The sequence below is a fragment of the Pseudomonas sp. CC120222-01a genome, assembly GCF_003097235.1.
Classification (GTDB): Bacteria; Pseudomonadota; Gammaproteobacteria; order Pseudomonadales; family Pseudomonadaceae; genus Aquipseudomonas.
Window position 1 is genome coordinate 79,700 of record NZ_QEQQ01000008.1, and the last position, 25,787, is coordinate 105,486.

Annotated in this window: 21 protein-coding genes; 6 read left to right on the forward strand and 15 right to left on the reverse strand. The window is 64.3% G+C overall.

Annotated elements, in window-relative coordinates; translation table 11 throughout:
* Positions 1 to 139: 139 nt before the first annotated feature.
* Complete coding sequence (locus tag N430_RS12785; protein ID WP_110637620.1) at positions 140 to 442, forward strand: hypothetical protein; 303 nt, start codon at positions 140 to 142, stop codon at positions 440 to 442.
* A 3-nt stretch (positions 443 to 445) separates the two neighbouring features.
* Here the strand turns inward: N430_RS12785 and N430_RS12790 are convergent, their stop codons facing one another.
* From N430_RS12790 to prpR, 11 genes are all read right to left on the reverse strand, one after another.
* Complete coding sequence (locus N430_RS12790; RefSeq protein WP_110637619.1) at positions 446 to 2,041, reverse strand: glycosyltransferase family 39 protein; 1,596 nt, start codon at positions 2,039 to 2,041, stop codon at positions 446 to 448.
* Positions 2,038 to 3,411, reverse strand: coding sequence for a UDP-glucose/GDP-mannose dehydrogenase family protein (locus tag N430_RS12795; protein ID WP_110637618.1), 1,374 nt, complete (start codon positions 3,409 to 3,411; stop codon positions 2,038 to 2,040). The genes N430_RS12790 and N430_RS12795 overlap by 4 nt, the downstream gene beginning before the upstream one ends.
* Positions 3,408 to 3,821, reverse strand: coding sequence for a 4-amino-4-deoxy-L-arabinose-phosphoundecaprenol flippase subunit ArnF (gene arnF, locus N430_RS12800; protein WP_110637617.1), 414 nt, complete (start codon positions 3,819 to 3,821; stop codon positions 3,408 to 3,410). Before arnF ends, N430_RS12795 begins: the two co-directional genes overlap by 4 nt.
* Positions 3,818 to 4,162, reverse strand: a complete 345-nt coding sequence (arnE, locus tag N430_RS12805; protein ID WP_110637616.1) for a 4-amino-4-deoxy-L-arabinose-phosphoundecaprenol flippase subunit ArnE — start codon at positions 4,160 to 4,162, stop codon at positions 3,818 to 3,820. Before arnE ends, arnF begins: the two co-directional genes overlap by 4 nt.
* Positions 4,159 to 5,808: a lipid IV(A) 4-amino-4-deoxy-L-arabinosyltransferase gene (gene arnT / locus N430_RS12810; protein ID WP_110637615.1), complete on the reverse strand. Its 1,650-nt coding sequence runs from the start codon at positions 5,806 to 5,808 to the stop codon at positions 4,159 to 4,161. Before arnT ends, arnE begins: the two co-directional genes overlap by 4 nt.
* Positions 5,805 to 6,689 (reverse strand): 4-deoxy-4-formamido-L-arabinose-phosphoundecaprenol deformylase, encoded by an 885-nt coding sequence (gene arnD / locus N430_RS12815; protein ID WP_110637614.1) that lies wholly within the window; start codon positions 6,687 to 6,689, stop codon positions 5,805 to 5,807. Before arnD ends, arnT begins: the two co-directional genes overlap by 4 nt.
* Positions 6,689 to 8,695 carry a bifunctional UDP-4-amino-4-deoxy-L-arabinose formyltransferase/UDP-glucuronic acid oxidase ArnA gene (gene arnA, locus N430_RS12820; RefSeq protein WP_110637613.1) on the reverse strand — a complete coding sequence of 669 codons (2,007 nt, stop codon included), beginning with the start codon at positions 8,693 to 8,695 and terminating at the stop codon, positions 6,689 to 6,691. Before arnA ends, arnD begins: the two co-directional genes overlap by 1 nt.
* Positions 8,692 to 9,714, reverse strand: a complete 1,023-nt coding sequence (gene arnC, locus N430_RS12825; protein ID WP_110637612.1) for an undecaprenyl-phosphate 4-deoxy-4-formamido-L-arabinose transferase — start codon at positions 9,712 to 9,714, stop codon at positions 8,692 to 8,694. The genes arnA and arnC overlap by 4 nt, the downstream gene beginning before the upstream one ends.
* Positions 9,711 to 10,862, reverse strand: a complete 1,152-nt coding sequence (gene arnB, locus N430_RS12830; RefSeq protein WP_110637611.1) for a UDP-4-amino-4-deoxy-L-arabinose aminotransferase — start codon at positions 10,860 to 10,862, stop codon at positions 9,711 to 9,713. Before arnB ends, arnC begins: the two co-directional genes overlap by 4 nt.
* 409 nt (positions 10,863 to 11,271) lie before the next feature.
* Positions 11,272 to 12,786, reverse strand: a complete 1,515-nt coding sequence (locus N430_RS12835; protein ID WP_110637610.1) for a glycosyltransferase family 39 protein — start codon at positions 12,784 to 12,786, stop codon at positions 11,272 to 11,274.
* 246 nt (positions 12,787 to 13,032) lie between these two features.
* Positions 13,033 to 14,979: a propionate catabolism operon regulatory protein PrpR gene (prpR, locus tag N430_RS12840; protein ID WP_110637609.1), complete on the reverse strand. Its 1,947-nt coding sequence runs from the start codon at positions 14,977 to 14,979 to the stop codon at positions 13,033 to 13,035.
* 198 nt (positions 14,980 to 15,177) lie between these two features.
* Here prpR and N430_RS12845 point away from each other — a divergent pair, with 198 nt between their 5' ends.
* From N430_RS12845 to N430_RS12865, 5 genes are all read left to right on the forward strand, one after another.
* Positions 15,178 to 16,236, forward strand: a complete 1,059-nt coding sequence (locus N430_RS12845; protein WP_110637608.1) for a phosphotransferase family protein — start codon at positions 15,178 to 15,180, stop codon at positions 16,234 to 16,236.
* The gene (locus tag N430_RS12850) at positions 16,233 to 16,589 is read left to right on the forward strand and encodes a DUF6285 domain-containing protein (RefSeq protein ID WP_110637607.1); all 357 of its coding nucleotides are present in this window, start codon (positions 16,233 to 16,235) and stop codon (positions 16,587 to 16,589) included. The genes N430_RS12845 and N430_RS12850 overlap by 4 nt, the downstream gene beginning before the upstream one ends.
* Positions 16,590 to 16,638: 49 nt before the next feature.
* Positions 16,639 to 17,811 (forward strand): acyl-CoA dehydrogenase family protein, encoded by a 1,173-nt coding sequence (locus N430_RS12855; protein ID WP_110637606.1) that lies wholly within the window; start codon positions 16,639 to 16,641, stop codon positions 17,809 to 17,811.
* Positions 17,811 to 18,578 (forward strand): SDR family NAD(P)-dependent oxidoreductase, encoded by a 768-nt coding sequence (locus tag N430_RS12860; RefSeq protein WP_110637605.1) that lies wholly within the window; start codon positions 17,811 to 17,813, stop codon positions 18,576 to 18,578. Before N430_RS12855 ends, N430_RS12860 begins: the two co-directional genes overlap by 1 nt.
* A 96-nt stretch (positions 18,579 to 18,674) precedes the next feature.
* Complete coding sequence (locus N430_RS12865) at positions 18,675 to 20,321, forward strand: AMP-binding protein (RefSeq protein WP_110637604.1); 1,647 nt, start codon at positions 18,675 to 18,677, stop codon at positions 20,319 to 20,321.
* Between the two features lie 274 nt (positions 20,322 to 20,595).
* On the opposite strand, the gene N430_RS12875 is transcribed toward N430_RS12865, so the two are convergent.
* The 4 genes from N430_RS12875 to N430_RS12890 all read right to left on the reverse strand — a co-directional run bounded on the left by N430_RS12875 (position 20,596) and on the right by N430_RS12890 (position 25,751).
* Positions 20,596 to 21,504: an NAD(P)-dependent oxidoreductase gene (locus N430_RS12875; RefSeq protein WP_110637692.1), complete on the reverse strand. Its 909-nt coding sequence runs from the start codon at positions 21,502 to 21,504 to the stop codon at positions 20,596 to 20,598.
* 56 nt (positions 21,505 to 21,560) lie between these two features.
* Positions 21,561 to 22,940 (reverse strand): aspartate aminotransferase family protein, encoded by a 1,380-nt coding sequence (locus tag N430_RS12880; protein WP_110637602.1) that lies wholly within the window; start codon positions 22,938 to 22,940, stop codon positions 21,561 to 21,563.
* A 95-nt stretch (positions 22,941 to 23,035) separates the two neighbouring features.
* A complete protein-coding gene (locus tag N430_RS12885) occupies positions 23,036 to 24,289 on the reverse strand; it encodes a diaminobutyrate--2-oxoglutarate transaminase (protein ID WP_110637601.1) in 1,254 nt (417 codons plus the stop codon).
* A 37-nt stretch (positions 24,290 to 24,326) separates the two neighbouring features.
* On the reverse strand, positions 24,327 to 25,751 hold the full coding sequence (locus tag N430_RS12890; protein WP_110637600.1) for a gamma-aminobutyraldehyde dehydrogenase: 1,425 nt from the start codon (positions 25,749 to 25,751) through the stop codon (positions 24,327 to 24,329).
* Positions 25,752 to 25,787 lie beyond the last annotated feature (36 nt).

Genomic DNA, 25,787 nt, shown 5'->3' on the forward strand with positions numbered 1-25,787 from the left:
CGCCGAATCGGAAAACCACATTTTAAGCAGTCCAGACACGAGGTCAGGATTTTTTGACAGAACTTTCACTTTGAATGGCTTAAACCAGCGCTAACACGACACGCATACTTGAGCAGGGCTGCCCACCATGCACACTTCCATGTTTAGCCATCATTTGTGGTTCCTGATGCTGTTCATTGCATCGGTGGTCAGTTGGCTCTACTTGTGGCTGGTGGGTTTTTTGCACTCAACCGTGGCGAGCAGCGACTGCCCGATACTCAAGCCGGATGCCTTGACGATACTCGGGCTGCTGTTGACCCTGGGCTGCGCCGTGCTGGAATTCTTCAGCCCGTTCGAGGGGGTCTCGCTGTTGATCGTGCTGCTGGTGATCGGCTTGATCCTGCCTTGGGGCGGCGCATTGGGTGGCCGGTATCACGAGCGCTTGCGCGCTCGCAAGTCCTGACCTTCAGCGACCGAGATACACCAGCACATAGTCGTTGTTGTCGAAGCGTCCACTGATTTGCGGCTGCAGCGTATGCATCGACGTACCTTGCAGGGCCTGGAAGTCGTGTCGGTCCATCATCAGCCACGCCGGCCCCTGCACGGCTTGCAGTTGCGCGGGGGTTTCGGTGAACAGCGGCCGCAGGTCCTGGTCGAGGTTGACCATGAACTTGATGGCCTTGGCATCCTGGCCCAAGCGGTGCAGCACCAGTGGGGCAGGTTGCTGCGAAACCTGTGCGAGCACTGCGTGGGTGAAGCTGCGGGTGTCATACAGGCGACGCTCCACCGGCTCGACCACCGCGACATACACCAGCCACAACGCCATGACCGCACAGCTGGCGCTGACCTCGGCACGCCAGCGTGGCTGCACCAGGCGCGACAACGCCCACAACTGCAACGCCGCCAGCACCACCATCAGCACGGTGACGGAGCCGGTTTCCTCGGGGAAACGGCGCTGTGCCACCAGCAAGGCAATCATCATCAGCCCCGGCATCAGCAGCCATAGCCCCTGGATGGCACCGCGCAGCCAGGCGAACAAACGCCCCTGGGCCACCTGGAACGGGTAGGCGGCGATGATCGCCACCATCGGCAGCATCGGCAGCAGGTAGCGGGCCTTCTTGGCCAGCGGGATCGACAGCCCGACCATGACCAGCAGTGCGGCAGCCGCGCAGTAACCGACCAGGCGCAACGCCGGCCCCTGCAGCTGCGCACGGCCCAGCCAGGCGGCGACCAGTGCCAGCAATGCCAGTGGATAGGCCAGCGCATAGTTGCCCATTGCGCTGGAGAAGTAGTACAGCGGACTGCTGGCACCTTCGCTGCCGTCCATGCGGCCCATGAACTGCATGCGAATCACATCATCCAGAAACGCCTGGCCGCCGCTGGCCTTGGCCAGCCACAGCAGCAGGCCGACACTGGCGGCCAGCAGCAGACTGGCCAGCACCCCAAACAGCAGCATCCGCCGCCATTGGCCAGTCAGCAGGTAGTAACTGCACAGCATGCCGGTCGGCACCACCAGGCCGATCGGGCCGCGAATGCCGAACCCCAACAGCAACAGGGCGAACACCAGCGGCCAGCGCCGCCCGGCTGCATGCTGGTCGTGGGCGTACCCCAGGTAGAACACGCTGAAGGCGACGGCCGCCAGCATGAGGTCCTGGGACACGGCCCGGACTTCGCTGACGAAGGTGACGGTCAGTAGCAGCAGGGCAATGCTGCTCCACGCCCAGCGCAGCGAGAACGGCGCCAGCAGCCGGTACATCAGGGTCACGATCACTGCGCCGGCGATGGCGCTTGGCAGCCAGGCGCTCAGGCCATTGACCGCCCCGAACGGCAGTGACAGCAGCCAGATGAACAGGGTCGAGAGCGAGGTGTAGTCGGCGTAGGGTTGCCCGTAGGTGGTCGGGAACACCGTTGGCCCATGGCGCAGCATCTCCTGGGCAAACAGCACGAAGCGCGAATCGAAGCCGATCGGCGCCTGCCCATACACGCCGGCGCAGAACAGCAGCAGCGCCAGCAGCCCTGCAAGCAGGGACTGCCGGCGAACGGTGAGGGACAGTGTCTTCACGCCGCTTTCGAAGCCTGACCAGGTTGCTGCGGGGCGACGGGCAACTGGCAGGAGTCGCCACGGCCGATCGGGAAGTACTTGAAGCCTTTGCGCGACAGGCGCTCGGCGTCATAGAGGTTGCGCCCGTCGAAGATCACCGGGGCCTTCAGGCGTTGCTGGATCAGGTCGAAATCCGGCGCCTTGAACTGTTGCCATTCGGTGCAGATGATCAGCGCGTCAGCGCCGGACAGCACCGACTCAGGCGTGCCCATCAGCATCAGTTTTTCTTCATCCGGATACAGGTGCTGGGTTTCCTGCATGGCCTCAGGGTCGAAGGCACGCACGCTGGCACCGGCCGCCCACAGCGCTTCGAGCAGCACGCGGCTGGGGGCGTCGCGCATGTCGTCGGTATTGGGTTTGAACGCCAGGCCCCACAAGGCAAAGGTCTTGCCGGCAAGGTCGCCCTGGAAGAACGCATTGATGCGATCGAACAGCTTGTGCTTCTGCCGCTCGTTGATCGCCTCGACCGCCTGCAGCAGGTCGCTGGAGCAATGCACCTGGCCGGCACTGTGGATCAGCGCACGCATGTCCTTGGGGAAGCACGAGCCGCCATAGCCGCAGCCTGGGTAGATGAAGTGGTAGCCGATGCGGGTATCGGCGCCGATGCCTTGGCGCACCGATTCGATGTCGGCGCCCAGGTGCTCGGCTAGCTCGGCGATCTGGTTGATGAAGCTGATCTTGGTGGCGAGCATGCAGTTGGCGGCGTACTTGGTCAGTTCGGCGCTGCGCAGGTCCATGAACATGATGCGGTCATGGTTGCGGTTGAACGGGGAGTAGAGGTCGCGCATGACATCGCGCACGTCTTCACCCTCGCAACCGATGACGATACGGTCCGGCCGGCGGCAATCGGCAACCGCCGAGCCTTCCTTGAGGAACTCCGGGTTGGAGACGATATCGATGCGCAGTTCACGACCCGCGAGCGCGGTGTTGATGTGGGCGCGCAGGGTGTCACCCGTGCCGACCGGCACGGTGGATTTCTCGACCAGGATCAACGGTTGCTGACGGTGGCGGGCGACTGCGTCACCGACCGACAGCACATACTTGAGGTCGGCCGAACCATCCGGGCAGGACGGGGTGCCGACGGCGATGAAGGCGACGCGGCCATGCTCGACGGCCAGCTTTTCATCGGTGGTGAATTGCAGGCGGCCGCCATCCAGGCCTTCGCGCACCAGGCTCGCAAGGCCCGGCTCAAAGATGCTGACATGGCCTTGGCGCAACAGCTCGACTTTCTTCTCATCGACATCCATGCACACCACATCATGGCCTACTTCGGCCAGTACCGCGGCTTGCACCAGGCCGACGTACCCGCTACCAAACACTGTAATTTTCATGGAGCACTCCTTAATGCGGGCGAACGGGCCGGACGCGTATTGATCGTAATGACGCCGAGCATGACCAGTGCCACGCCCAGTGATTTGCTCAAACTGAAGGATTCGTCGAACAGCGGCAGGCTGGCCGCCAACAGGTAAACCAGGGCATAGCTCAGGCTCAGCAGCGAGTAGGCCCGGCCCAACGGCAGATCGCGCAGGGCCAGCAGCCAGCAGAGCATCGACAGGCCATAGGCGGCGATCGCCGCCAGCACCACGGCCACGGCGACGCTATCGACGCCTTGACCCGTGAGCGCCGACGGCCACTGGTCGGGCTGTGGCAGGCGGGTCATGCTCCAGCGCATGGCCAGCTGGGCAGCGCTGACCAGCAGCACGCTACCCAGGGCAAAGGTGATACCCCGGCGCTGATTCATGATTGCTGCCCCAGCAGGGCGACACCGGCGATGACCAGGGCCACCCCCAGCCAGTGACGGCGATCGACCGGTTCATGGAAGCCGAAGCGGGCGATCAAGGTGATGATCACGAAGTTCAGGCTGAGCATCGGATAGGCGATGCCCACCTCCATGCGTTGCAGTACCAGCAGCCAGACCAGCAAACCGCTGCCAAGGGCGAGCAGCGCCAGCCACAGCCAGGGCGAACGCAACTTGTCCGTCCACGGCCCCGACTGCCCACGCCAGCCTTCCACGGCGAACTTCTGCGCCACCTGGCCCAGGCAGGTCAGCAGGCAGGCCGTCAACAGCAGCAGCCAGCTCATGGCGATACTCTGGGCAGAATGAGGATCACCATCTTGCCCTGGTGATAGCGGGTGCCATCCTCAGGCAGCAGGGCGAGTTCACGTTGCTCATCCTCACCCTTGACCCGCATCACCACGGCGACCGTGCCCGTGCGGCGGGCATCGTCGACCCACTGGCGGACGTTCTTGTCGTTCAACCGGCGACCGTCGCCCTCTGGAGTCGCCAGGCCGTACTTCAGTTCGCCGACGGTGTTGTAGAACGCCACGTTCGGCTGCTTCAGGCGCCAGGCCAGTGCCGATGCCGCGCCGAGGTCGTTGCTCATCAGATGGGTGGCGCCAGCCAGTTCGTCGAGGTGCTGCAGGATGAACTGGTCGGGCATCTTGTTGCCCTCCACCGACTTGGGCATTGCCGCTGGCAGCAGGGCCATCAGCAACAGGCTGCCGAACACCGGTGCTGCCCAACGGCGCAACGGCGACAGGGCCTGAGCCAGGCTGGCGACGGTCCAACCCGCCATCGCCATGCACATCAGCAGCAAACCGGTCGGTTCGTGGACGTACACCGGCTTCTTCAATTGCAGCCAGGCCAGTGCGATCAGGGCGACCACGCCCATCACCACGTTGAGCCAGCCGTTGATGCGCAGTGCGCGGCCTTGATGCAGGCGCAGCCGTTCTTCCACGGCGTGACCGATCAGCAGGGCCAATGGCAGCAGGCACGGGAAGATGTAGGTTGGCAACTTGCCCTTGCTCAGGCTGAAGAACAGCAACGGCATCAGCAGCCACAGCAGCAGGAACACGACCTTGGCCTGGGTACGGCTCTGCCAGGCCTGTTTCAGGGCCGGCGGCAGCAGGGCGATCCAGGGCAGGCTGTAGGCCACCAGCAGCGGCAGGTAGTACCAGAAAGGCGCACTGTGCTGGGCATCGTCACCGGCAAAGCGGCGGATGTGCTCATGCCAGAAGAAGAACCGCCAGTAGTCCGGCTCCTGGAGATGCACCGCCAGCACCCAAGGCAGGCTGACGACGATCGCCACCACCACGGCCACCGGGCCGAACACCAACAGTTCACGCCAACGTTTTTGCCAGAGCATCCAAGGCAGCGCGATCAGCACTGGCAGCAGCCAGGCAAGAAAGCCCTTGGTCATGAAGCCCATGGCACAGGCCAGCCCCAGTACCGCCCAGGCGGCAAGTCGTTGGCCGTTGCTGCGGCTGTCGACGGCAAACCACAGGGCCACCAGGCTGAGGTTGACCCACAGGGTGAACTGCGGATCGAGGTTGGCATAGACAGCCTGGCCGACCATGACGCAGAAGCTCATGTAGATCAGGGTGCAGACCAGGCTCTTGCGCGGGTCGTTCCACAGCCGGCGTGCCACCAGGTAGCACAGGATCAGGCTCAGCCCGACGCTCAGTGCCGAGGCAAAACGCACGCCGAACAGGTTCTGGCCGAACAGCCCCTGGCTGAGAGCGATCATCCAGTAGCCGGCTGCGGGTTTTTCGAAGTAGCGCAGCCCCATGAAGTGCGGCGAGACCCAGTTGCCGGTCAGCAGCATCTCCTGGCTGACCTGGGCGTAGCGGGTTTCGTCGGGAATCCACAAGCCATGGCCGCCCAGTGGCAGCAGGAAGGCCAGCACGAACAGGCCGAGCAGCAGCGGTAGCGTCCAGCGTCTGCTCATGAGCCTTGCACTCCCAGCCAGCCCTCACGGCCTTGCAGGTTGCCGCGTTGCACACTGGCAACGGGCAAGGAGTCGAGCGAGGCGGGGAGCAGCTCGCCCAAGGGTTCGAACGTAATTTCGCGCTGGCGTGCATCGGCCAGCAACTGGCGGAAGTCCTGAGCCATCAGAATCCCTTCTACCTCTGCATGGATGGTGTAGACGTTGAGTGCCTGTGGGCGGAAGCGCCCCAGGATGAATGCGTTGAACTGCGCGGCAGTCACCTGCGGGCCGACGACCTCGTCGAAGGTCGGCAGGTCCACCGGAATTTGCGGCGCCCCTGGCGAGCCGTCGGCCAGGCGAGGGCGGAACAGGCCAGTACCCCGGCAATCGCTGTTGTAGCGAAAGCCGAAGGCCTGCTTGGCCTCGATGACCCGTTCGTCCGCGCGCCAACCGGCGACGGCCGAACAGTCCACCGGTGCGCCGAGGATGTCACTGAGGGTGTCGACGCCCTGACGGATCTGCTCGGTCAGTTGCGCCAGGCTCCAGTGCCCGGCATTGGCCTGCCAGCCGTGGTGATCCCAGGCGTGCAGGCCAACCTCGTGGCCAGCGTCCCGGGCCTGACGCATCAGGTGCCCGAGGTCGCGGCCAATCGGCTTGCCGGGCCAGGCGGTACCGGCCAGGAGAATGTCCCAGCCGTACAGCCCGGCAGCATTGGAGCGCAGCATCTTCCACAGGAACTGCGGGCGGATCAGGCGCCACAAGTGGCGCCCCATGTTGTCCGGCCCGACACTGAAGAAGAACGTCGCCTTGACCTGCGCCTCGTCGAGCAGCTCCAACAGGCGCGGCACACCTTCACGGGTGCCGCGGTAGGTATCGACATCGATGCGCAACCCTGCCTGCATCAGCGTGCTTCTTCTGCCGGGCGGGTCTCGTTCTCGCGCATGGCTTCACGCAGGAAGAAGTCCAGGGTGTTGCCAATGGTTTCGCGCATCTCCACGGTCGGCTCCCAGTTCAGCAGGCGCTTGGCGTTGGCGATGCTCGGCTTGCGGTGGGACACGTCCTGGTAGCCGCCGCCGTAGAACGCCTTGCTCTCGACGTCGCGGAAGCCGGCGAACGGCGGGAAGTGGCTGCGCAGCGGGTGGGCTTCGAACTGGCGCAGCAGTTCTTCACCGAGCTGGCGGATGCTGGCTTCGTTGTCCGGGTTGCCGATGTTGATGATCTGGCCGTTGCAGGCATCGTTGTCGTTGTCGATGATCCGCGCCAGGGCCTCGACGCCGTCGGCGATGTCGGTGAAACAACGCTTCTGCTCGCCGCCGTCGAACAGGCGGATCGGCGTGCCTTCAACCAGGTTCAGGATCAGCTGGGTGATGGCCCGGGAGCTGCCGATACGCGCCGAGTCCAGCCGGTCCAGGCGTGGGCCCATCCAGTTGAAGGGGCGGAACAGGGTGAAGTTCAGGCCTTTCTGGCCGTAGGCCCAGATGACCCGGTCGAGCAGCTGCTTGGACACCGAGTAGATCCAGCGCTGCTTGTTGATCGGCCCGACCACCAGGTTGGAGCTGTCTTCGTCGAAGTTCGGGTCCTGGCACATGCCGTAGACTTCCGAGGTCGACGGGAAGATCACGCGCTTGTTGTATTTGACGCAGTAGCGCACCAGGCGCAGGTTTTCTTCGAAGTCCAGCTCGAATACGCGCAGCGGGTTGCGGGTGTATTCGATCGGCGTGGCAATGGCCACCAGTGGCAGCACCACGTCGCACTTCTTGATGTGGTACTCGATCCACTCGGAGTGAATGCTGATGTCGCCTTCTACGAAGTGGAAGCGTGGGTGGTTGCGCAGGCGCTCGATGGCGTCGGAGCCGATGTCCAGGCCGTAGACTTCGTAGCGCTCATCGCTGAGCAGGCGCTCGGACAGGTGGTTGCCGATGAAACCGTTGACGCCGAGGATCAATACCCGGGTACGGCGGGTAGCGCGACGGGCGTCGGCGCCACGCAGCAGCGAGCCTTCGACCAGGCCCAGTTCGTTGGCCAGTTGCGGGCCGCTCAGGTACAGGCCGTTGTCATTGCGCTGGCCGGCGTTGATTACCAGCGAGTCTTCACCGCAGGCGATGCGCAGCGGCTCGGTGCTGATGACCCGGCCAGGGGCCAGGCCGTCGTTGCCCTTGACCACGTCGGCGCTCCAGACGATCAGCTTGTGCTCGCCGACCTGGCAGAAGGCGCCAGGGTAGGGCTGGGTCACCGCGCGCACCAGGTTGAACAGGGTTTCGGCAGGCGCTTGCCAGTCCAGGCGGCCATCGGCGGCGGAGCGGCGGCCGAACACGGTGGCCTTCGACTCATCCTGTGGGGTTTCACTGACTTTGCCCTGGCGCAGGTTCGGCAAGGTGTCACGCAGCAGGTCGGCGGCGGCGGCGCGCAGCTTGCCGTGCAGGCTCAGCGCGGTGTCGCTGCGTTCGATGGCCACCCGCAGCTGGGCGACGATGGCGCCGGCATCGGCGCGCTTGACCATGCGGTGCAGGGTCACGCCGGTTTCGGTTTCACCCTTGACCAGCACCCAGTTGGCCGGTGCACGGCCGCGGTAGCGCGGCAGCAGCGAGCCATGCAGGTTGAACGCGCCTTTGCGGCCGGTGGCCAGCAGCGGTTCGCTCAGCAGGTTGCGGTAATAGAACGAGAACAGGTAGTCGGGGTCGAGCTGGCTGATGCGCTCGACCCAGAGCGGGTGGTTGACATCCTCCGGCGCATGCACCGGGATGCCTTTGCGGGCGCACAGCTGTGCGACCGAGGCGTAGAAGGCGTTTTCCTTGGGATCGTCGGCATGAGTGAACACCGCTGCGATGTCATAGCCGCTGTCGAGCAGGGCTTCAATGCCGGCGCAGCCGATATCGTGGTACGCGAAGACAACCGTTTTTGCACTCATGAGTGAACCTGACCAGAAGTAGAGGAAGTGAAACCATCAACGGTGACGCTTTGCGCCGGCACAGGCGGCGGACCGCTGCGCAGCACTTTTTCGATGAAGAACCGCGGGCGGGCGCGCACATCGCTGTACATGCGGCCCAGGTACTCGCCAAGCAGGCCCATGCCGATGAACTGGCCGCCGGTGAACACGAACAAGACGGCGAACAGCACGAACAGGCCGTTACCGGCCCAGCCCGGGCCAAATGCCAGGCGCAGCACGATCAACCCGAAGGCGAACAGCACGCCGAGCGCGGCCATGCTGAAACCGACGATGCTCAGCAGGCGCAATGGCGTGGTGGTCATGCAGGTGATCAGGTCGAACATCAGGCTGATCAGGCGCATCGGGCTGTATTTCGAATCGCCGTGTTCACGCTCGGCGTGGGTCACCAGGATCTCGGTGGTGTGGCGGGCGAAGCTGTTGGCCAGGATCGGGATGAAGGTGCTGCGCTCGCGGCAAGCGAGCATGGCGTCGATCACCGTGCGCCGGTAGGCGCGCAGCATGCAGCCGTAGTCGCTCATGGCAACGCCGGTGGAGCGCTTGACCGCGTAGTTGATGACCTTCGACGGCCAGCGGCGCAGGGCCGAGTCCTGGCGGTTGCTGCGCACCGTGCCGACCACGTCGAAGCCGCGTTCGGCTTCGGCGACCAGGCGCGGGATTTCTTCAGGCGGGTTTTGCAGGTCGGCGTCGAGGGTGATCACCACGTCGCCCTTGCACTGTTCGAAACCGGCCATGATCGCCGCGTGCTGGCCGTAGTTGCGGTTGAGGATGACCGCCACGAACGGGCTGTTCTCGGCCTGGGCGGCGTCTTCGAGGATTTGCGCCGAGTTGTCGCGGCTGCCGTCGTCGACCAGCACGATTTCATAGGGGTGACGCAGCTGCTGGCAGGCTGCGCCAGTGCGGCGCAGCAGTTCAGGCAGGCTTTCCTGCTCGTTGTAGACCGGGATGACGATGGACACGCAGTTGATTGGGTACGGTCTCACGGGCGTTTCCCCACAACCTGTTCAATGGCGGTGACGACCCGGTCGAGGTCCTGGTCGGTCATGTCGGGGAACAACGGAATCGAGCACAGCCGCGCCGAGTTCCATTCGGTGTTCGGCAGCGACAGCTGCGGGTCACGCTGGCGGTACCAGGTGTGCAGGTGGGTGGCGATGAAGTGGATGCCGGTGCCGATGCCACGCTCCTGCAGGCCTTTCATGAAGGCTTCGCGGTCCAGGCCGCAGCGTTCGCTGTCGATGCGCAGGATGTACAGGTGCCAGGCGTGCTGCTGCGCATAGGCAGTCGGCACGGCCAGGGGCTGCACTGGCAGGCCTTCGAAGCGTTGCTGGTAGCGGGCGGCCAGCTCGGTTCGGCGGGCGTTGATCGCGTCCAGGCGCTTGAGTTGCACCAGGGCGATGGCGGCGTTGATGTCGGCAAGGTTGTACTTGAAGCCAGGCTCGATGACCTGGGCCTGGGGCTTGCGGCCGTGGGTCATGCGGTCGTAGGCATCGACACCCAGGCCATGGAACTTGAGCATGCGCACGCGGCTGGCCAGGGCCTCGTCGTCGCTGACGAACATAGCGCCTTCGGCGCAGGTCATGTTCTTGATCGCGTGGAACGAGAAGATGGCTGTACCTTTGGCACCGACATGGCGGCCTTTGTAGCGAGTGCCGGCGGCATGGGCGGCGTCTTCGATGACGGCGATGCCATGTTTGTCGGCCAGGGCGTACAGCGGGTCAAGGTCAAAGGCCGCACCGGCGTAGTGCACCGGAATGATGGCCTTGGTCCGCGGAGTGATGGCCGCTTCGATGCGCGATGCGTCGGTCATCAGCGTGTCGCGATCGACATCGACGAACACCGGCGTGGCGCCGAGCAGGGAAATCATGTTGGCCGTGGACACCCAGGTCTGCGACGGGGTGATGACTTCGTCCCCCGGGGCTATACCCAGTGCCAGCAAGGCGATGTGCATACCGCCGGTGGCCGATGACAGGGCTACCGCATGGCGGCAACCGACGTACTGCGCGAACTGCTCTTCAAGTGCCTGGTTCTGTGGCCCCGTCGTGATCCAGCCCGAACGCAGGACTTTTTCGACAGCCGCAATTTCTTCTTCGCCCATACTTGGACGTGAGAAGGGGAGAAACGCCTCACTCATGAGCACCTCGGTGATACAGGAAAAATGACAGAACCTATTGATTTCATTGGTTCAAATGCCAGCGTAGACGCAAAGCAGTTTTTTGCATCGACTGCACAGGCTAAAAGTTGTTGTGTTGCGCCAGGTCAGGGTTTTTCTGCGGGGGCTCAGTCATCCATGCCGTCGTGATTGTCAGGGGCTTATCCAGCCAAGGTTATGCTCGATTTTGTGAAAGAAGTATAAAAAAAGGGTCGCCTTATCATTACATTGCACACCTAGACAGCTGGGGTTCAGGTTGCTGAACGAAGTGTGAACCTACCAACAAATTTAATACGTTTAAACATCCATTCGGATGGCTGTAAAACAATGCTGGTAGTTGACCGAAAAGTCGCCCTTAGTTACAGGCTTGCTGTCGAGCCGGGGCGCTGGCTCAGGCCTTGGGAATATAGGCCACGCTTTGCTCATCACGGGCGTGCAGCCACTGCTCGCCACGGCTGGGCTGGGTGGTGACGACCTGGTGATCACCTTCCAGGTAGCCAAAGGGCGGCGCCTCGCCGTGGAGGTAATGCGCGACGATGATCGTGCGCTGTGGGTCCCAGTGCTTGCCGCTGGTGCGCTCCAGCCAGGCCATCAGGCTGGCGGTGTCGCCATTGCGGGGGTAATCCTCGGTTTGCGCCACATAGTAGAAGGGCGCACCACCCGTTTGGAGGTACATCGGCACCTTGTTATCTACCTCGACCATGACCATTTGCCATTGCGCCAAGGGGGCCTGACGGCTTGCCTGTTCGCGCACCGCCTCACCGAAGCGGATCACGCCGCCGCCACCGTTGCTCCAGGGCACCAGGATGCCCAGTACTGCCAGCAGCATGACTGCTGTCACCGCGAAGCCGGCCTGCAGACGCCGCCCGGCGGCTTCGCGCACGGCCATGCGCCGGGTGATCCACCAGGCACCAAGCAGCTGCGCGAAGGGCACCAGCGGCAGCACGTAGTAACTGCGCCGGCTGCCGCTGGCGGTGAAGAACAGCATCAGCAGGCCAAGGCCCTGGATCAGCCAGCGGGTATCCGGCTCGATTTGCCGCCAGTGGCGCAGGGCGACCCACACGGCAATGATCCAGCAGGGTGCCCAGGGCAGGGTGTAGACCGGCAGGTACACCAGGTAGGTGTAGATCGGCCCCAGGTTGTCGAATGGCTGGAAGAACCGCACCACGTTCTCGCGCAGTACTAGCCCGAGGCCGCTTTCGCCATAGGTTGGCTCGCCGTAGAGATGCGAGAGCACAAACGGCAGCATATAGAGCGCACCGGCCAGCAGCAGCGCAGCCAAAAGACGCAGGTTCAGGTGACGGCGCCAACGGCCCTCACGCAGCAAATGCGGCAGCAACACCAGGCCTGGCAGGATGAAGCCGATCAGGCCCTTGAACAGCGAGGTCAGCGCCAACAGCCCGAAGAAGCCGACATAGCGCCAGAAACGCGTGTCGTCCGGACCGCGCCAGTACCACCAGACCGAAGCCAGTACACCGCACACCGTCAGGATGTCAGCGGTGGCGACCCGCGCCCAGAACACGAAGTAGAAGGTCGAGGCCAGCATCCAGCCGGCGACCAGGCCGGTGCCCTTGCGGAACAGCCGTTCGCCGAGCAGGTAGGTCAGCCACACGCTCAACCATGCAGCGACCACCGAAGACAGGCGCAGCGACCAGGGCCCCAGGCCACCGGTCAGCCAGGCGCTGGCGGTGATCAGCCAGTAAGACAACAGTGGCTTGTCGTAATAGGCGCCGCCCTTGAGGTAGGGGTCGAAGTAGTCTCCGCTTTGCAGCATCTGCAGGGAGATATTGGCCCAGCGGGTTTCTGCCCCCCACAATTCGCGACTGCCCAGGCCCAGCAACAATAACAAGGCGGTGACGGACAGCAGTAACAGCAAAGCGCGGTGATCGGTTCTTTTCAGATTCATGACAAGACTGACTCTGCGGGCAGGCAAATTGTCGGCGAATCCTAGGCAGGGAAAAGTGTCGGAGGGGTGAAGAAAGGGTGAAAAAGTTGCGAAACGGCAGCCCTATAACCGCAGCAAATAATTACTTGCTACGGTTATTAATCCATTTAATGAATTTAAACGTTTTAACCCAGGTGGAACCTCATGATCAGTGGCAGTCCGTAGGGTAGGTAGATACGAAAGGAACGGCTGCGGTCCGTAACAGATTCACTGCACTGACCTGAGCCTTCGCCATAGCGTGGTACGGCTGATACCCAACTGCCGCGCCGCTTCGTCGAGATTGCCCTGGCAGTTGTCCAGGGTTTCCTGCACATGCCGCAGCTGGGCGGCCTTGCCAATGCTGTGCAGGTCCGACTCCCGGGAGGGCCTGGCACGGCTGGTTGGCGCGACACGTTCGCACAGCTCAGGCAGCACCCGCGCCAGATACGGTTCGTCCACGCCGTGTTCCCCCAGCAGTTCGTGGGCCGAAAGCATTGCCCGCTCGATCACGTTCTCCAGTTCACGCACATTGCCTGGCCACCCATATCGTGTCAGGTAAGGTAGCAGGGCGCTTGGTACCTCTGCCGCGCCGGGCGGCTGACCCTGGACCAGCAAGCGCTGGCTGATGCCTCGACAGATCAGGGCGATATCCTCGGGGCGCTCGCGCAATGGCGTAGTCTGCAGGCGCAGGATATTGAGCCGGTAATACAGGTCGGTACGAAAATCGCCACCTTGTATCGCGGCACTCAGGTCCTGATGGGTGGCAGCGATGATGCGCACATCGATCGTGATCGGCTCGGTGCCGCCCAAACGCAGCACCTCGCGCTCCTGCAGTACCCGCAACAGGCGCGTCTGCAACGACACGGGCATGTCGCCTATCTCGTCGAGGAACAGCGTGCCTCGGTGAGCCACTTCGAACAGGCCGGGCTTGCCGCCCTTGCGCGAGCCACTGAAGGCACCTTCCTCATAGCCGAACAGTTCGCTTTCCAGCAGCGATTCCGGGAACGCCGCGCAGTTGATGGCAACGAAGGGGCCTTGCCGACGCGGGCTCTCGTTATGGATGCCCTGGGCCAGCAGCTCTTTGCCGGTACCACTTTCACCGGTGATCAGGATGGTTGACTGGCTGGCGGCGAAACGCCTGGCCAGCTGCAGCATGTCGCGGTTGGCCCGGCTGTTGCCGTCGAGCTGCTCGAGGCGGTATCGGGCGGTAAAGGCACCGGGACGGCGAGTGGAGCGGATGCGTTGGTCCGCGCGCTGCACGGCGGTGGTGTCCTGGCAGGTCAGGACCAGGCCGGTGCGCTGGCCGTTCTCGAGGATCGGCAGCAGGTTGCTGACCACTGCATGTGAGCCGAGCCGGATCACCCGGTTTTCCTCGCCACCCTGTGCAAACGCCTGCTGCAGGTCCAGTTCCGGGCACAGTTGCTGCAGCGGACGGCCCAGCGCCGCGCTGAGCGGCAAATCCAGCAACTGAGCCAGTGCCGGATTGAGCGACTGCACCACCCCCTGGTTGTCGACCGCCGCCACACCGGTAGGGATGTGTTGCAGCACGGCGTTCAAGTGCCGGCGCTTGGCGATCTCGATACGTTGGCTGTCGAGAATGCCCAAGGCCTCTTCGAGCGCCTTGCGCACCGTGTCCTCGCTCAGTGACAGCACGCCGTGCAGGCCTGCCTGGTCCGCCAGCTCCACCACCGTCGAGGAACCGATGATGCTGCCACATCCCAGCCGCGCGGCCTGTTCGACTGCTTGGCGAGCTTCTTCCAGGGAGGTGTAGGCGGCCTGGTGAACCTGCACCGTGAACAGCGCGGCCATGGCCTGAAGGCCCTGGTCGATGCGGTTGTAGCTGAGCAAGGCCACTTGCGAGGCATGCTCGCGCGCCTGCCCCAATGCGCGCAGCAGGTCATCGCCGCCCACGCGCATCGTCAGTACCGGGCGCGCCAGGTGCTTGCGCAGGTAGGCGGCGGTGGCCCCGGCGCAGATGAACACGTCGGCTTCGCCGCGCAACTCCAGTTCGCGGGCGACCTGCAGTGCCTCGATTACCGAGGTGTCGAGCACTTCGATGTGGGTGTCGGGGTAGTTCGCGGCGAGCGCGACCACCATATGGGCGAGGCGGCTGCGTTGCCGGGGGCGCTGCAGGTGGCTGATCAGCACGACGACCTGAGAAGTGGGGGAGTGCATGGCGGCGCCTGTTCAGAATTGAAGTGTTTCCATGATGAACTGCTTTGTTTCACATGTGAAATATGGCGTCTCGTCAGGTTTTCCAAAAAGTCGCTGCAGGCCAGGTTCGACGGGGTCTGCAGGTGACCTGGCAAAGTTGGCCCAGGGGTTGCTCTAGCTGGCCTGCCCACTTGAAACCGAAGGCAGGACCATTGATTCATGAGCAGTTCCTCTACGACTTGTCCGGCAGGCGACACACTCGCGGTCGCGACCGATGAGCAGCGCCTTGTCGACTTCATCCGTGAGCAGGCAACGGCAACGCGCGTTCACGTGCAAGCCCGCAAGCGCCTGAGCGGCGGTGCCATCCAGGAAAACTGGCTACTCGAATTGCTGATTGAGGGCGGCCCTTGGGCCGGTGCCCGGCGCTGGGTGTTGCGCAGCGATGCGCTGTCCGCGCTGCCGGCCAGCCTCGACCGCGCCCAGGAGTTCGCCGTGTTGCAGGTGGCCCACCGGGCCGGGGTGAAAGTGCCGCGACCGCTCTGGCTGTGCCGCGATACCCAGGTCAACGGGCGGGTGTTCTTCCTGATGGAGTATGTGCCGGGTGTCGCAGCCGGGCGACTTCTCAGTGCAGGGGCGGGCGCCCAGGGCCAGGCCCGGTTGGCGGAGCAGCTTGGCGCCAACCTGGCTCGCCTGCATCAGATCCGCCCGCCGAGTGCGGCGCTGGATTTCCTGCCCGTGCCGCAGCGTTCGCCGGCCCTGGCCACCGTCGATGCCTATCGTCGTTACCTCGACACCCTCGACGATGCCTATCCGGCACTGGAGTGGGGCCTGCGCTGGTGCGAGCTGCATGCCCCGCCCGACAGCCGTCTGTGCCTGCTGCACCGCGACTACCGCACGGGCAACTACCTGGCCAGCGAGCAGGGACTGGAGGCGGTGCTGGATTGGGAGTTCACCGGCTGGGGCGACCCTTGCGAGGACCTGGGTTGGTTCACCGCCCCATGCTGGCGCTTCACGCGCCCTGACCTGGAGGCCGGTGGCATTGGCCAGCTGGCGGATTTCCTGCGTGGCTATCACCAGGTATCGCCACTGTGGATCGAGCCCCGCCAACTGCACTACTGGCAGGTCATGGCGACCCTGCGCTGGGCAGTGATCGCACTGCAGCAGGGGCAGCGCCACCTGTCCGGCGAAGAGCCTTCCCTGGAGCTGGCACTGACTGCGCGCCTGCTGCCGGAGCTTGAGCTCGACATCCTGAACATGACCGGAGCCGATGCGCCATGACCCAACCGTACGCCCATGAGTTGCTCGAAATCGCCCGCCATACCTTGCTGGAGCAAGTATTACCGGCGCTGCCCGGCGAGCTTCGCTACCCGACGTTGATGATCGCCAATGCCATGGCCATCGCCGCCCGGGAAACCCGCCTGGACGCCGCCGTCAGCCTTAAGGAGCAGACGCACCTGGCTGCGCTGACCGATGCGCCCGCCCCGTCGTTGCAGGACGCCCGACGCCAGCTGGCGCGGGCGATTCGCCAAGGTCGCCACGACACCCTGCACAGTGCTCGCACCCTGGCCGGGACGCTGCGCCAGGTGACCCTCGACCGGCTGGCGATCAGTAACCCCAAGGCCGTGCGCTGAGCACGGCGAGCCCCTGTTTCAAGACCGACAAGCACGAACAAGGACAATCATGAACTTCGCCCTCCCAGACGAACTGCTCGAACTGCAGGCCAGAACCCGCACTTTCATTGCCGAACAGGTCATTCCGGTCGAAAACGACCCACGCCAGGATGCCCACGGCCCCAGTGACGCCCTGCGCCGGGACCTGCAGGCCCGCGCCCAGGCAGCGGGCCTGCTGACGCCTCATGCCAGCCGCGAAATGGGTGGGCTGGGCCTGAGCCATGCGGCCAAGGCCATCGTCTTCGAAGAGGCCGGTTACTCGCCCCTGGGCCCGGTGGCGCTGAATATCCATGCCCCGGACGAAGGCAACATCCACCTGATGGACGTGGTAGCTACCGAAGCGCAAAAGGACCGCTGGTTGCGGCCTCTGGTCCAGGGGCACGTGCGTTCGTGCTTCGCCATGACCGAACCGGCGCCGGGTTCGGGGTCTGATCCATCGATGCTGCGTACTACCGCCACCCGTGATGGCGACGATTACCTGATCAACGGCCGCAAATGGTTGATCACCGGGGCCGACGGCGCCGGCTTCGCGATCATCATGGCACGCATGGAGGATGGCTCGGCGACCATGTTCCTGTCCGACATGCAGCGCGACGGGATCATCCACGAACGTCAGCTGGATACACTGGACAGCTGCTTCACCGGCGGCCACGGGCAACTGCGCTTCGACAACCTGCGGGTACCGGCCAGCGATGTGCTGGGCGAGATCGGCAAGGGCTTCCGCTATGCCCAGGTGCGCCTGGCACCGGCGCGCCTGACCCACTGCATGCGCTGGCTCGGCGCTGCGCGACGGGCCCACGACATCGCCTGTGACTACGCACGCACCCGCGACGCGTTCGGCAAGCCGCTGGGTGAGCATCAGGGCGTAGGCTTCATGCTGGCCGACAACATGATGGACCTGCATGTGGTGCGCCTGGCGGTCTGGCACTGCGCCTGGGTGCTCGACCAAGGCCAGCGCGCCAATGTCGATTCGAGCATGGCCAAGGTGATCAGCGCCGAGGCGCTGTGGCGGGTGGTCGATCGCTGCGTACAGGTGCTGGGCGGGCGTGGTGTGACCGGGGAGACCGTGGTGGAGCGGATCTTCCGCGACATTCGCCCATTCCGCATCTACGACGGCCCGAGCGAAGTACACCGCATGAGCCTGGCGAAGAAATTCCTCGACCAGCGCCCGGGAGCCCACTGATGCAGCCGACTGTTGCCCGACTGTTCGCCCTTGATGGGCGCCGCGCCCTGGTGACCGGCGCCTCCAGTGGCCTTGGCCGACATTTCGCCACTACCCTGGCGGCGGCCGGTGCCGAGGTGGTGGTGACGGCCAGGCGCCTGGCGCCGCTGCAGAGCCTGGTCGAGTCCATCGAGCTGGCCGGTGGTCGCGCGCGGGCCCTGGCCCTGGATGTGACCTGCCGTGACGATGTGTGCCGGGTGCTCGACACCGCCGGCCCGCTGGATGTGCTGGTCAACAACGCCGGGGTGAGCGACAGCCAGTCGCTGCTGGCCTGCGACGACCAGAGCTGGGACCGGGTGCTCGACACCAACCTCAAAGGGGCCTGGACCGTGGCCCAGGAGTGCGCCCGGCGGATGGTCGCCGCGGGGCAGGGCGGCAGCTTGATCAATGTGACCTCGATCCTCGCCAGCCGCGTGGCCGGCGCCGTCGGCCCCTATCTGGCGGCCAAGGCCGGGCTTGCCCACCTGACCCGCGCCATGGCCCTGGAACTGGCGCGCCATGGCATCCGGGTGAACGCCCTGGCGCCGGGCTACGTGATGACCGAGCTCAACGATGCCTTCCTGGCCGGCGAGGCCGGGGAGAAGCTGCGCTCGCGTATCCCCAGCCGGCGCTTCAGCCAGCCGCAGGACCTGGACGGCGCCTTGCTGTTGCTGGCCAGCGATGCTGGGCGGGCCATGAGCGGCACCGAGATCGTGGTCGATGGCGGGCATCTGTGCAGCAGCCTGTGATCTGACGCGGACCCACGCCTGAGGCGAGAACAACAATAAGCAGGAGAAGTTTATGTACCTTCAATGCCTGGATAACCTGTCGATGGGGTGTCAGTGATGATTCACCCAACCTTCGAACATGAGCTTGCCCCCAACGAAGCCAACCATGTGCCCCTTTCACCCTTGTCGTTCCTCAAGCGCGCCGCCCAGGTGTACCCGCTGCGTGAGGCCGTGGTCTATGGCGAGCGGCGCTACAGCTACCAGCTGCTGCACCAGCGCAGCCGCGCCCTGGCCAGTGCGCTGGAGCGGGTTGGCGTTCAGCCGGGCGAGCGGGTGGCGATACTCGCGCCGAACATCCCTGAAATGCTCGAGGCGCACTATGGCGTGCCCGGTGCGGGCGCCGTGCTGGTGTGCATCAATATCCGCCTGGAGGCGCGCAGCATTGCCTTCATCCTGCGTCATTGCGCAGCCAAGGTACTGATCTGCGATCGCGAGTTCGGCGCAGTCGTCCATCAGGCACTGGCCATGCTCGACACACCGCCATTGCTGGTGGGCATCGACGATGACGCGGCCGAGCCGGGCGAGCTGGCCGACGACCTGGACTATGAGACGTTCCTGGCCCAGGGCGACCCGGCCAGGCCGCTGAGCGCGCCGCAGAATGAATGGCAGTCGATCGCCATCAACTACACCTCTGGCACCACGGGTGACCCCAAGGGTGTGGTGCTGCATCACCGCGGCGCCTACCTCAACGCCTGCGCCGGGGCGCTGATCTTCCAGCTCGGGCCGCGCAGCGTTTACCTGTGGACCTTGCCAATGTTCCACTGCAACGGCTGGAGCCACACCTGGGCGGTGACCCTGTCCGGTGGCACCCATGTGTGCCTGCGCAAGGTCCAGCCCGAAGCGATCCACACCGCGATCGCCGTGCATGGCGTGACCCATTTGAGCGCTGCGCCGGTGGTGATGTCGATGTTGATCCATGCCGAGCGCGCCGGCGTGCCGAGCGGGCCGGTGTCGGTGATCACTGGCGGCGCCGCGCCAGCCAGCGCGGTGATAGCCGCGATGGAGGCACGCGGCTTCAGCATCACCCACGCCTACGGCATGACCGAAAGCTACGGCCCCAGCACCCTGTGCCTGTGGCAGCCGGGTGTCGACGAGTTGCCACTGGAAGCCCGGGCCCAATTCATGAGTCGCCAGGGCGTCGCTCACCCGATGCTTGAAGAGGCCACGGTGCTGGATGCGGACACCGGCCGCCGGGTGCCGGCCGACGGCCTTACCCTTGGCGAACTGGTGGTGCGGGGCAACACGGTGATGAAAGGCTACCTGCACAACCCGGAGGCGACCCGTGCCGCGTTGGCCAACGGTTGGCTGCACACGGGCGATCTGGCCGTGCTGCACCCGGACGGTTATGTGGAAATCAAGGACCGGGCCAAGGACATCATCATTTCTGGCGGCGAGAACATCAGTTCGCTGGAGATTGAAGAAGTGCTCTACCAGCACCCGGAGGTGGTCGAGGCTGCGGTGGTGGCGCGTCCGGATTCGCGCTGGGGTGAGACGCCTCACGCTTTCGTCACGCTGCGCGCTGATGCACTGGCCACCGGGGACGATCTGATTCGCTGGTGCCGTGAGCGTCTGGCGCACTTCAAGGCGCCGCGCCATGTGTCGCTCGTGGGCCTGCCCAAGACCGCCACTGGCAAGATTCAGAAGTTCATCCTGCGTGAGTGGGCCCGGCAACAGGAGGCGCAGATCGCCGACGCCGAGCATTGATCGAGTGCAACTGCTGCTCAGCGGCCGCTAGCGCAGGAGTGCCAGCGGCCGTGTGATACCTCTCTAGTAACCTCTGAAGATCTCCCCGATGCTGGTAATCGGATGCCCCATGTGCTGCTCCGTACCCCGGTTGACCAGGGACGGCCGCGGGGCAAGAAGGGCACTCAGGAAAATGGCCAGTGTTAACACGGCAAGTAGAAAACCAAATCGGCGCATAGGATCCTCCGGCGTTTTTTATAGTTGTTGTTTTCGGGTTCAATCCGAGAAAGCACGGTTATTGCCCTGGCTTTTGCTCGCGTGCGAATGACTTGGTCGTGGCTACGATGTCCTGGTCGCCGTAGCCCATTGCAGCCGCACGCTGCACGACCTGGCACACCGCATCGAATACCGGGGTCCAGACGCCTTGTGCGTGCAGGGATTGGGCAATGTGCGCGAAGGCGTCCGCATGCACATCGAGCCTCGCCTGGTCGCCTTCGAAGTCTTGCGTTTCGAGCCGGCGTACGGCTTCCTCCAGTGCGTCAGCGACGAAAAAACGTGATGTGTCGAGCAGGAGCTTTGCCGTCTTCGAAACAGGCAGGCCAAAACGATCGCCGGCCCCCACGGCCTCGAAGAACGTCACCATGGCGGCAAACGCATGCGCGTGAAGGACGGTCGCAAAGGCCATTGCTTCGTCCCAGGGAAGGAAAACTGTGTGGCCGGCGAGCCCCTCAAGCAGCGCCCGATGCTGCTCGAAGGCTTCATGATCGCCGGTATGAATGCTGTGGCTTTCGCGGTGGCCGACGTTACGGGGGTAGGCCACGATCATCCCTTTGACGTAATGGCCGCCCGCCTGATTGACAAGGCCCTGAAGCGCCAGGCCTTCGTCTTGGGCGTTGGTGGTGTAATCGACGATCGTTCGATTGGCCAGTGCAGGCATCACACCCGGCATCCCGAGCACCGCGTGTGTCGCCTGGTTGTCCAGCAGTACGAAGATCGTGGCCGGGCTGGCAACCAGCGCGGCCTCGGCGCTGTCGCACAGGTGAGCACCCGCGGCGACGAGCGCCGAGGCTTTGCCGGGTGATCGGTTCCAGATCGCCACGCGTTTACCTTGCTTGAGCAGCGCGTGCGCCATGATCGTTCCCATGGCACCGAGCCCGACCACGGACACATCAAATTCAAAGCTTTCATCATTTTGTTCACGCACGGTCAAACCCTCTTGATTGTTGTTTTACTTGAGTAGCCATCAGATGCAGCCTTTGCTCACAGCAGGTGCTGTGAGCGTGCCCAATCCGTCGTGTCAGCCAGCGTCCGCTCAAAGGCGATGAAGATCGCCTCGATATCGTCCTGGGTGGTAATCAACGGCGGGCAGAACGCGATCGTGTCGTAGATGGCGCGAATGATCAGCCCATGCTTGTGGGCCTGTTTGAACACATAGCCACCCAATGCACCTGGCTGGGCGAACGGTTGGCCGGTGGCCTTGTTCGCCACCAGCTCGATCCCGCCTATCAGCCCGACGCCTCGGACGTTGCCGACCAGCGGGTGGTCTTCGAACGCGCGCAGGTGGCGCTGAAACACGGGGGCCAGATGCTGCACATGGCCAATCAGGTCGCGCTCTTCGATGATGCGGATGTTTTCCAGCGCAACCGCCGTGGCGACGGGGTGGCCCGTGCAGGTCAGGCCGTGGGCGAATGCCCCCAGGCGCCGGCTCTGGCTCACCAGAACATCGTTAATGGCGTCGGACACCACCACAGCCGCCAGCGGCTGGTAGGACGAGGTGAGTTGTTTGGAGAGCACCATGATGTCGGGCTGGATGTCGTACAACTGAGCCCCGAACATCGTGCCGAGCCTGCCAAATCCGGTGACGATCTCGTCGATCACCACGAGGATGTCGTAGCGCTTGCACACTGCCTGGATCGCCGCCCAGTAACCTGTGGGAGGGGGGATCACGCCGCCTGCCGCGATCACCGGCTCGCCGATGAAGGCAGCGATGGTTTCCGGCCCTTCGGCAAGGATGTAGCGTTCCAGTTCGTTCGCCAGACGGACCGTAAAGGCCTCTTGCGTTTCTCCTGGCCGAGCAGATCGGTAGAAGTTCGGGCAGGTCAGGTGATGAACCGGGATGGCCGGCAGGTCGAAGTCACGATGAATCGAGGGGATGCCGGTCAGGCTCCCGGCAGCGACGGTGGCGCCGTGGTAGGCCTGCTGGCGAGAGATGAACTTCTTCTTGTGCGGTTTGCCCAGCGCGTTGTTCACGTACCAGACCATCTTCACCATCGAGTCGTTGGCTTCGGAGCCTGAGTTGGTGAAGAACACATGGTTCAGGTCACCCGGCGCCAGCTCGGCCAGCTTGGCGGCGAGCGCTGCCGCCGGGGCATTGGTCTTGTGGCTGAAGCTGTGGTAGTAGGGCAGTTGCTTGAACTGCTCGACGGCGGCGTTGACAAGGCGCTGTTCACTGAAGCCCAAGGCAACGCTCCACAGGCCCGACATCGCCTCGATGTAGGCGTTGCCCTGTTCATCGAAGACCCGCACGCCGTCGCCGCCGGCGATCACGAAGGGCCCGACTTCCTGATGCTGCGCCAGGTTGGTGTTGGGGTGGATGAGTGAGGCCAGGTCGTTGTGGACCGTTGAGGGGGTGGTGTTCATTGGCTCAAGTTCCTGTCGCAGGCAGAGGCGCCCGCAAGTGGGCAGGTTGCGTGCGCACTGTTTACCGCCACAGAGCGCACGGCAGAACCCCGCGGTTACTGGCTAAGCGCTGCCGCGACCGATTCGCCGAAGGCTTTCAGGCCATGTTCGAGCTGGTCGGTCGGGGTGTTCACCGGCGGCATCAGCTTGATGATTTCGCCGTTCGGGCCGCAGCGGTCGACCAGTACACCCGCCTGCAGCACACGCTGCTGGGCATCCTTGGCGAACGCGACGTTGCCGCGACCGAAGTCGATGCCGGCGATCATGCCGCGCGAGCGGGCGGAGGCGACGCCCGGGATCTCTGCGAAACCGGCAACTGCACGGGTCATGGCTGCGCTGTTGTCGGCCAGCACCTTCAGGAACTGCTCGTCGCGCCAATAGCCAAGCGCGATCTGCGCGGTCAGGAAGGCCAGCTGGTTGCCGCGGAAGGTACCGATGTGATCGCCCGGTTCCCACATATCCAGCCCGGCGCGGATCAACACGATCGCCATCGGCAGGCCAAAGCCGCCGATCGATTTCGCGCAGGTGATCAGGTCCGGCACGATCCCGGAGCGCTCGAAACCGAAGAAGTCGCCCGTGCGGCCGCAGCCGGCCTGAATCTCGTCACAGATGAGCACCACACCGTGATCGGCAGTCCACTGGCGCAAGCGCTGCAACCACAGGTTGGAGGCTGGGTAGACGCCTGCCTGAATCTGCACCGACTCCACGATCACGGCGGCCGGCAGTTCCGACCCGCTGCCCTGGTCGTTGGCCAGGCGCTCGAGGAAGCCGATGCTGTCGAATGCGCCATAAGGGCTGTCTTCGTACGGCACGAACACCACGTCGGTGGACAGCCCGGGGCCTCGGCGCGTGCGATTGCCAGTGACGGCCAGCGCGCCGGCCGTCATGCCGTGGTAGGCGCCGTAGAAGGAAACGACCTTGGTGCGCCCCGTTGCCTTGCGCGCCAGCTTCAGTGCCGCCTCGACGGCGTCGGCACCGGTCGGGCCGGTGAACTGCACCTTGTAGTCCCAGCCGCGAGGCTCGAACAAGTCACGTTCGATCGACTCCAGGAACTGGCGTTTGGTGGTGGTGTGCAGGTCGAGGGCATGGGTCACGCCGTTGGCCGACAGGTAGGCGATCAACGCATCGCGCATGCGCGGGTCATTGTGGCCATAGTTCAGGGCGCCGGCGCCGGCGAAGAAGTCCAGGTACTCGCGGCCATCCTCGCCGCGGATCTTGCTGCCCTGGGCGGTATCGAACACCAGCGGCAAGTCGCGGCAGTACATCCGCACGTTGGATTCGAGCCGTTCGAACGTTTCGATGTTGTTCATGCATAACCTCTTGCAATGATGGGGTGTCGTGGGGCGGTCAATGCTTGAACATCACGTGGCGGACCACGGTGTAGTCTTCCAGGCCGTACATGGACAGGTCCTTGCCGTACCCCGACAGCTTCACGCCGCCATGGGGCATCTCGCTCACCAGCATGAAGTGGGTGTTGACCCAGGTGCAGCCGTACTGCAGGCGGGCGGCCAGGCGATGTGCCCGCCCCACGTCGGCGGTCCACACCGAAGAGGCCAGGCCGTAGTCCGATTCATTGGCCCAGGCCAGTACCTGGGCTTCGTCCTCGAAGGACGAGACGGTGACTACCGGGCCGAAGATTTCGCGGCACACCACCTCGTCCGCTTGCGTGGTGCCGGCCAGGACTGTGGGTTCGAAGAAAAATCCGGCTCCTGCCACGCGCTTGCCGCCGGTGACCACCTCGATGTGCGGCAGCTCCTTGGCGCGGTTGACGAAGCCCTCGACTCGCTCCAGGTGCTCGTGAGTGATCAACGGGCCCATTTCGGTTGCCGGGTCGTCCTGAAGCCCGCACTTGATGCTGGCGACCGCTTCGCCGAGCTTGCGAACGAACGCTGGGTAGACTGCCTTCTGTACATAGAGGCGGCAGGCGGCGGTGCAGTCCTGGCCGGCGTTGTAGAAGCCGAAGGCGCGGATGCCCTCGACGGCGGCGTCGATGTCGGCATCGTCGAAGACCAGCACGGGGGCTTTGCCCCCCAGCTCCATATGCATGCGTTTCACGCTGTCGGCCGTGCCTTCGATGATGCGGCTTCCGGTACGTACCGAACCGGTTAGCGACACCATGCGCACCAGAGCATGACTGGTCAGCGGCTCACCCACCGTGGCGCCGCGCCCATGCACGATGTTGACCACCCCGGCGGGGAAGATCTCGGCGAGCAGCTCCCCCAGCTTCAAGGTGCTCATCGGGGTGTGCTCGGAGGGTTTCAGGACCACGGTGTTGCCGCCGGCCAAGGCCGGGCCGAGCTTCCACGCCGCCATCAGCAACGGGTAGTTCCACGGCGCGATGGAGGCGACGACACCGACCGCGTCGCGGCGGATCATCGAGGTGTGCCCCGGGATGTACTCGCCCGCCGCCGAGCCTTGCAGGCAGCGAACGGCGCCGGCGAAGAAGCGGAACACGTCCGACACGGCGGGCAGTTCGTCCTGCAGCACGGCCGTGAACGGCTTGCCGCAGTTATCCGCCTCCAGGCGGGCGAACGTCACGGCCTGTGCGTCGATGCGGTCGGCGAGGGTCAGTAGCAGTGCCGCACGGTCCTTGGGTGGTGTTTGCGACCAGGCTTCGAAGGCCGCATCCGCGCTTTTTACCGCGGCATGCACCTGGGCATCGCTGGCCTCGTTGGTGTGTACCAGGACGCTGCCCAGGGACGGATTGTAAACGGCCAGGTCGTCGCCTTCGCCGGCCACCAGGGCGCCATTGATCAGGAGCTTTGTTTGCATGTCGATTCTCGTCTTTGCACGGCAAGGCCTGTGGCC

Bases quoted from the DNA above. Each gene is read 5' to 3' on its own strand.
- N430_RS12785 (WP_110637620.1), top strand. From the start codon at position 140: ATGTTTAGCCATCATTTGTGGTTCCTGATGCTGTTCATTGCATCGGTG.
- N430_RS12795 (WP_110637618.1), bottom strand. From the start codon at position 3,411: ATGAAAATTACAGTGTTTGGTAGCGGGTACGTCGGCCTGGTGCAAGCC.
- arnF (WP_110637617.1), bottom strand. From the start codon at position 3,821: ATGAATCAGCGCCGGGGTATCACCTTTGCCCTGGGTAGCGTGCTGCTG.
- arnE (WP_110637616.1), bottom strand. From the start codon at position 4,162: ATGAGCTGGCTGCTGCTGTTGACGGCCTGCCTGCTGACCTGCCTGGGC.
- arnT (WP_110637615.1), bottom strand. From the start codon at position 5,808: ATGAGCAGACGCTGGACGCTACCGCTGCTGCTCGGCCTGTTCGTGCTG.
- arnD (WP_110637614.1), bottom strand. From the start codon at position 6,689: ATGCAGGCAGGGTTGCGCATCGATGTCGATACCTACCGCGGCACCCGT.
- arnA (WP_110637613.1), bottom strand. From the start codon at position 8,695: ATGAGTGCAAAAACGGTTGTCTTCGCGTACCACGATATCGGCTGCGCC.
- arnB (WP_110637611.1), bottom strand. From the start codon at position 10,862: ATGAGTGAGGCGTTTCTCCCCTTCTCACGTCCAAGTATGGGCGAAGAA.
- N430_RS12835 (WP_110637610.1), bottom strand. From the start codon at position 12,786: ATGAATCTGAAAAGAACCGATCACCGCGCTTTGCTGTTACTGCTGTCC.
- prpR (WP_110637609.1), bottom strand. From the start codon at position 14,979: ATGCACTCCCCCACTTCTCAGGTCGTCGTGCTGATCAGCCACCTGCAG.
- N430_RS12845 (WP_110637608.1), top strand. From the start codon at position 15,178: ATGAGCAGTTCCTCTACGACTTGTCCGGCAGGCGACACACTCGCGGTC.
- N430_RS12850 (WP_110637607.1), top strand. From the start codon at position 16,233: ATGACCCAACCGTACGCCCATGAGTTGCTCGAAATCGCCCGCCATACC.
- N430_RS12855 (WP_110637606.1), top strand. From the start codon at position 16,639: ATGAACTTCGCCCTCCCAGACGAACTGCTCGAACTGCAGGCCAGAACC.
- N430_RS12860 (WP_110637605.1), top strand. From the start codon at position 17,811: ATGCAGCCGACTGTTGCCCGACTGTTCGCCCTTGATGGGCGCCGCGCC.
- N430_RS12865 (WP_110637604.1), top strand. From the start codon at position 18,675: ATGATTCACCCAACCTTCGAACATGAGCTTGCCCCCAACGAAGCCAAC.
- N430_RS12880 (WP_110637602.1), bottom strand. From the start codon at position 22,940: ATGAACACCACCCCCTCAACGGTCCACAACGACCTGGCCTCACTCATC.
- N430_RS12885 (WP_110637601.1), bottom strand. From the start codon at position 24,289: ATGAACAACATCGAAACGTTCGAACGGCTCGAATCCAACGTGCGGATG.
- N430_RS12890 (WP_110637600.1), bottom strand. From the start codon at position 25,751: ATGCAAACAAAGCTCCTGATCAATGGCGCCCTGGTGGCCGGCGAAGGC.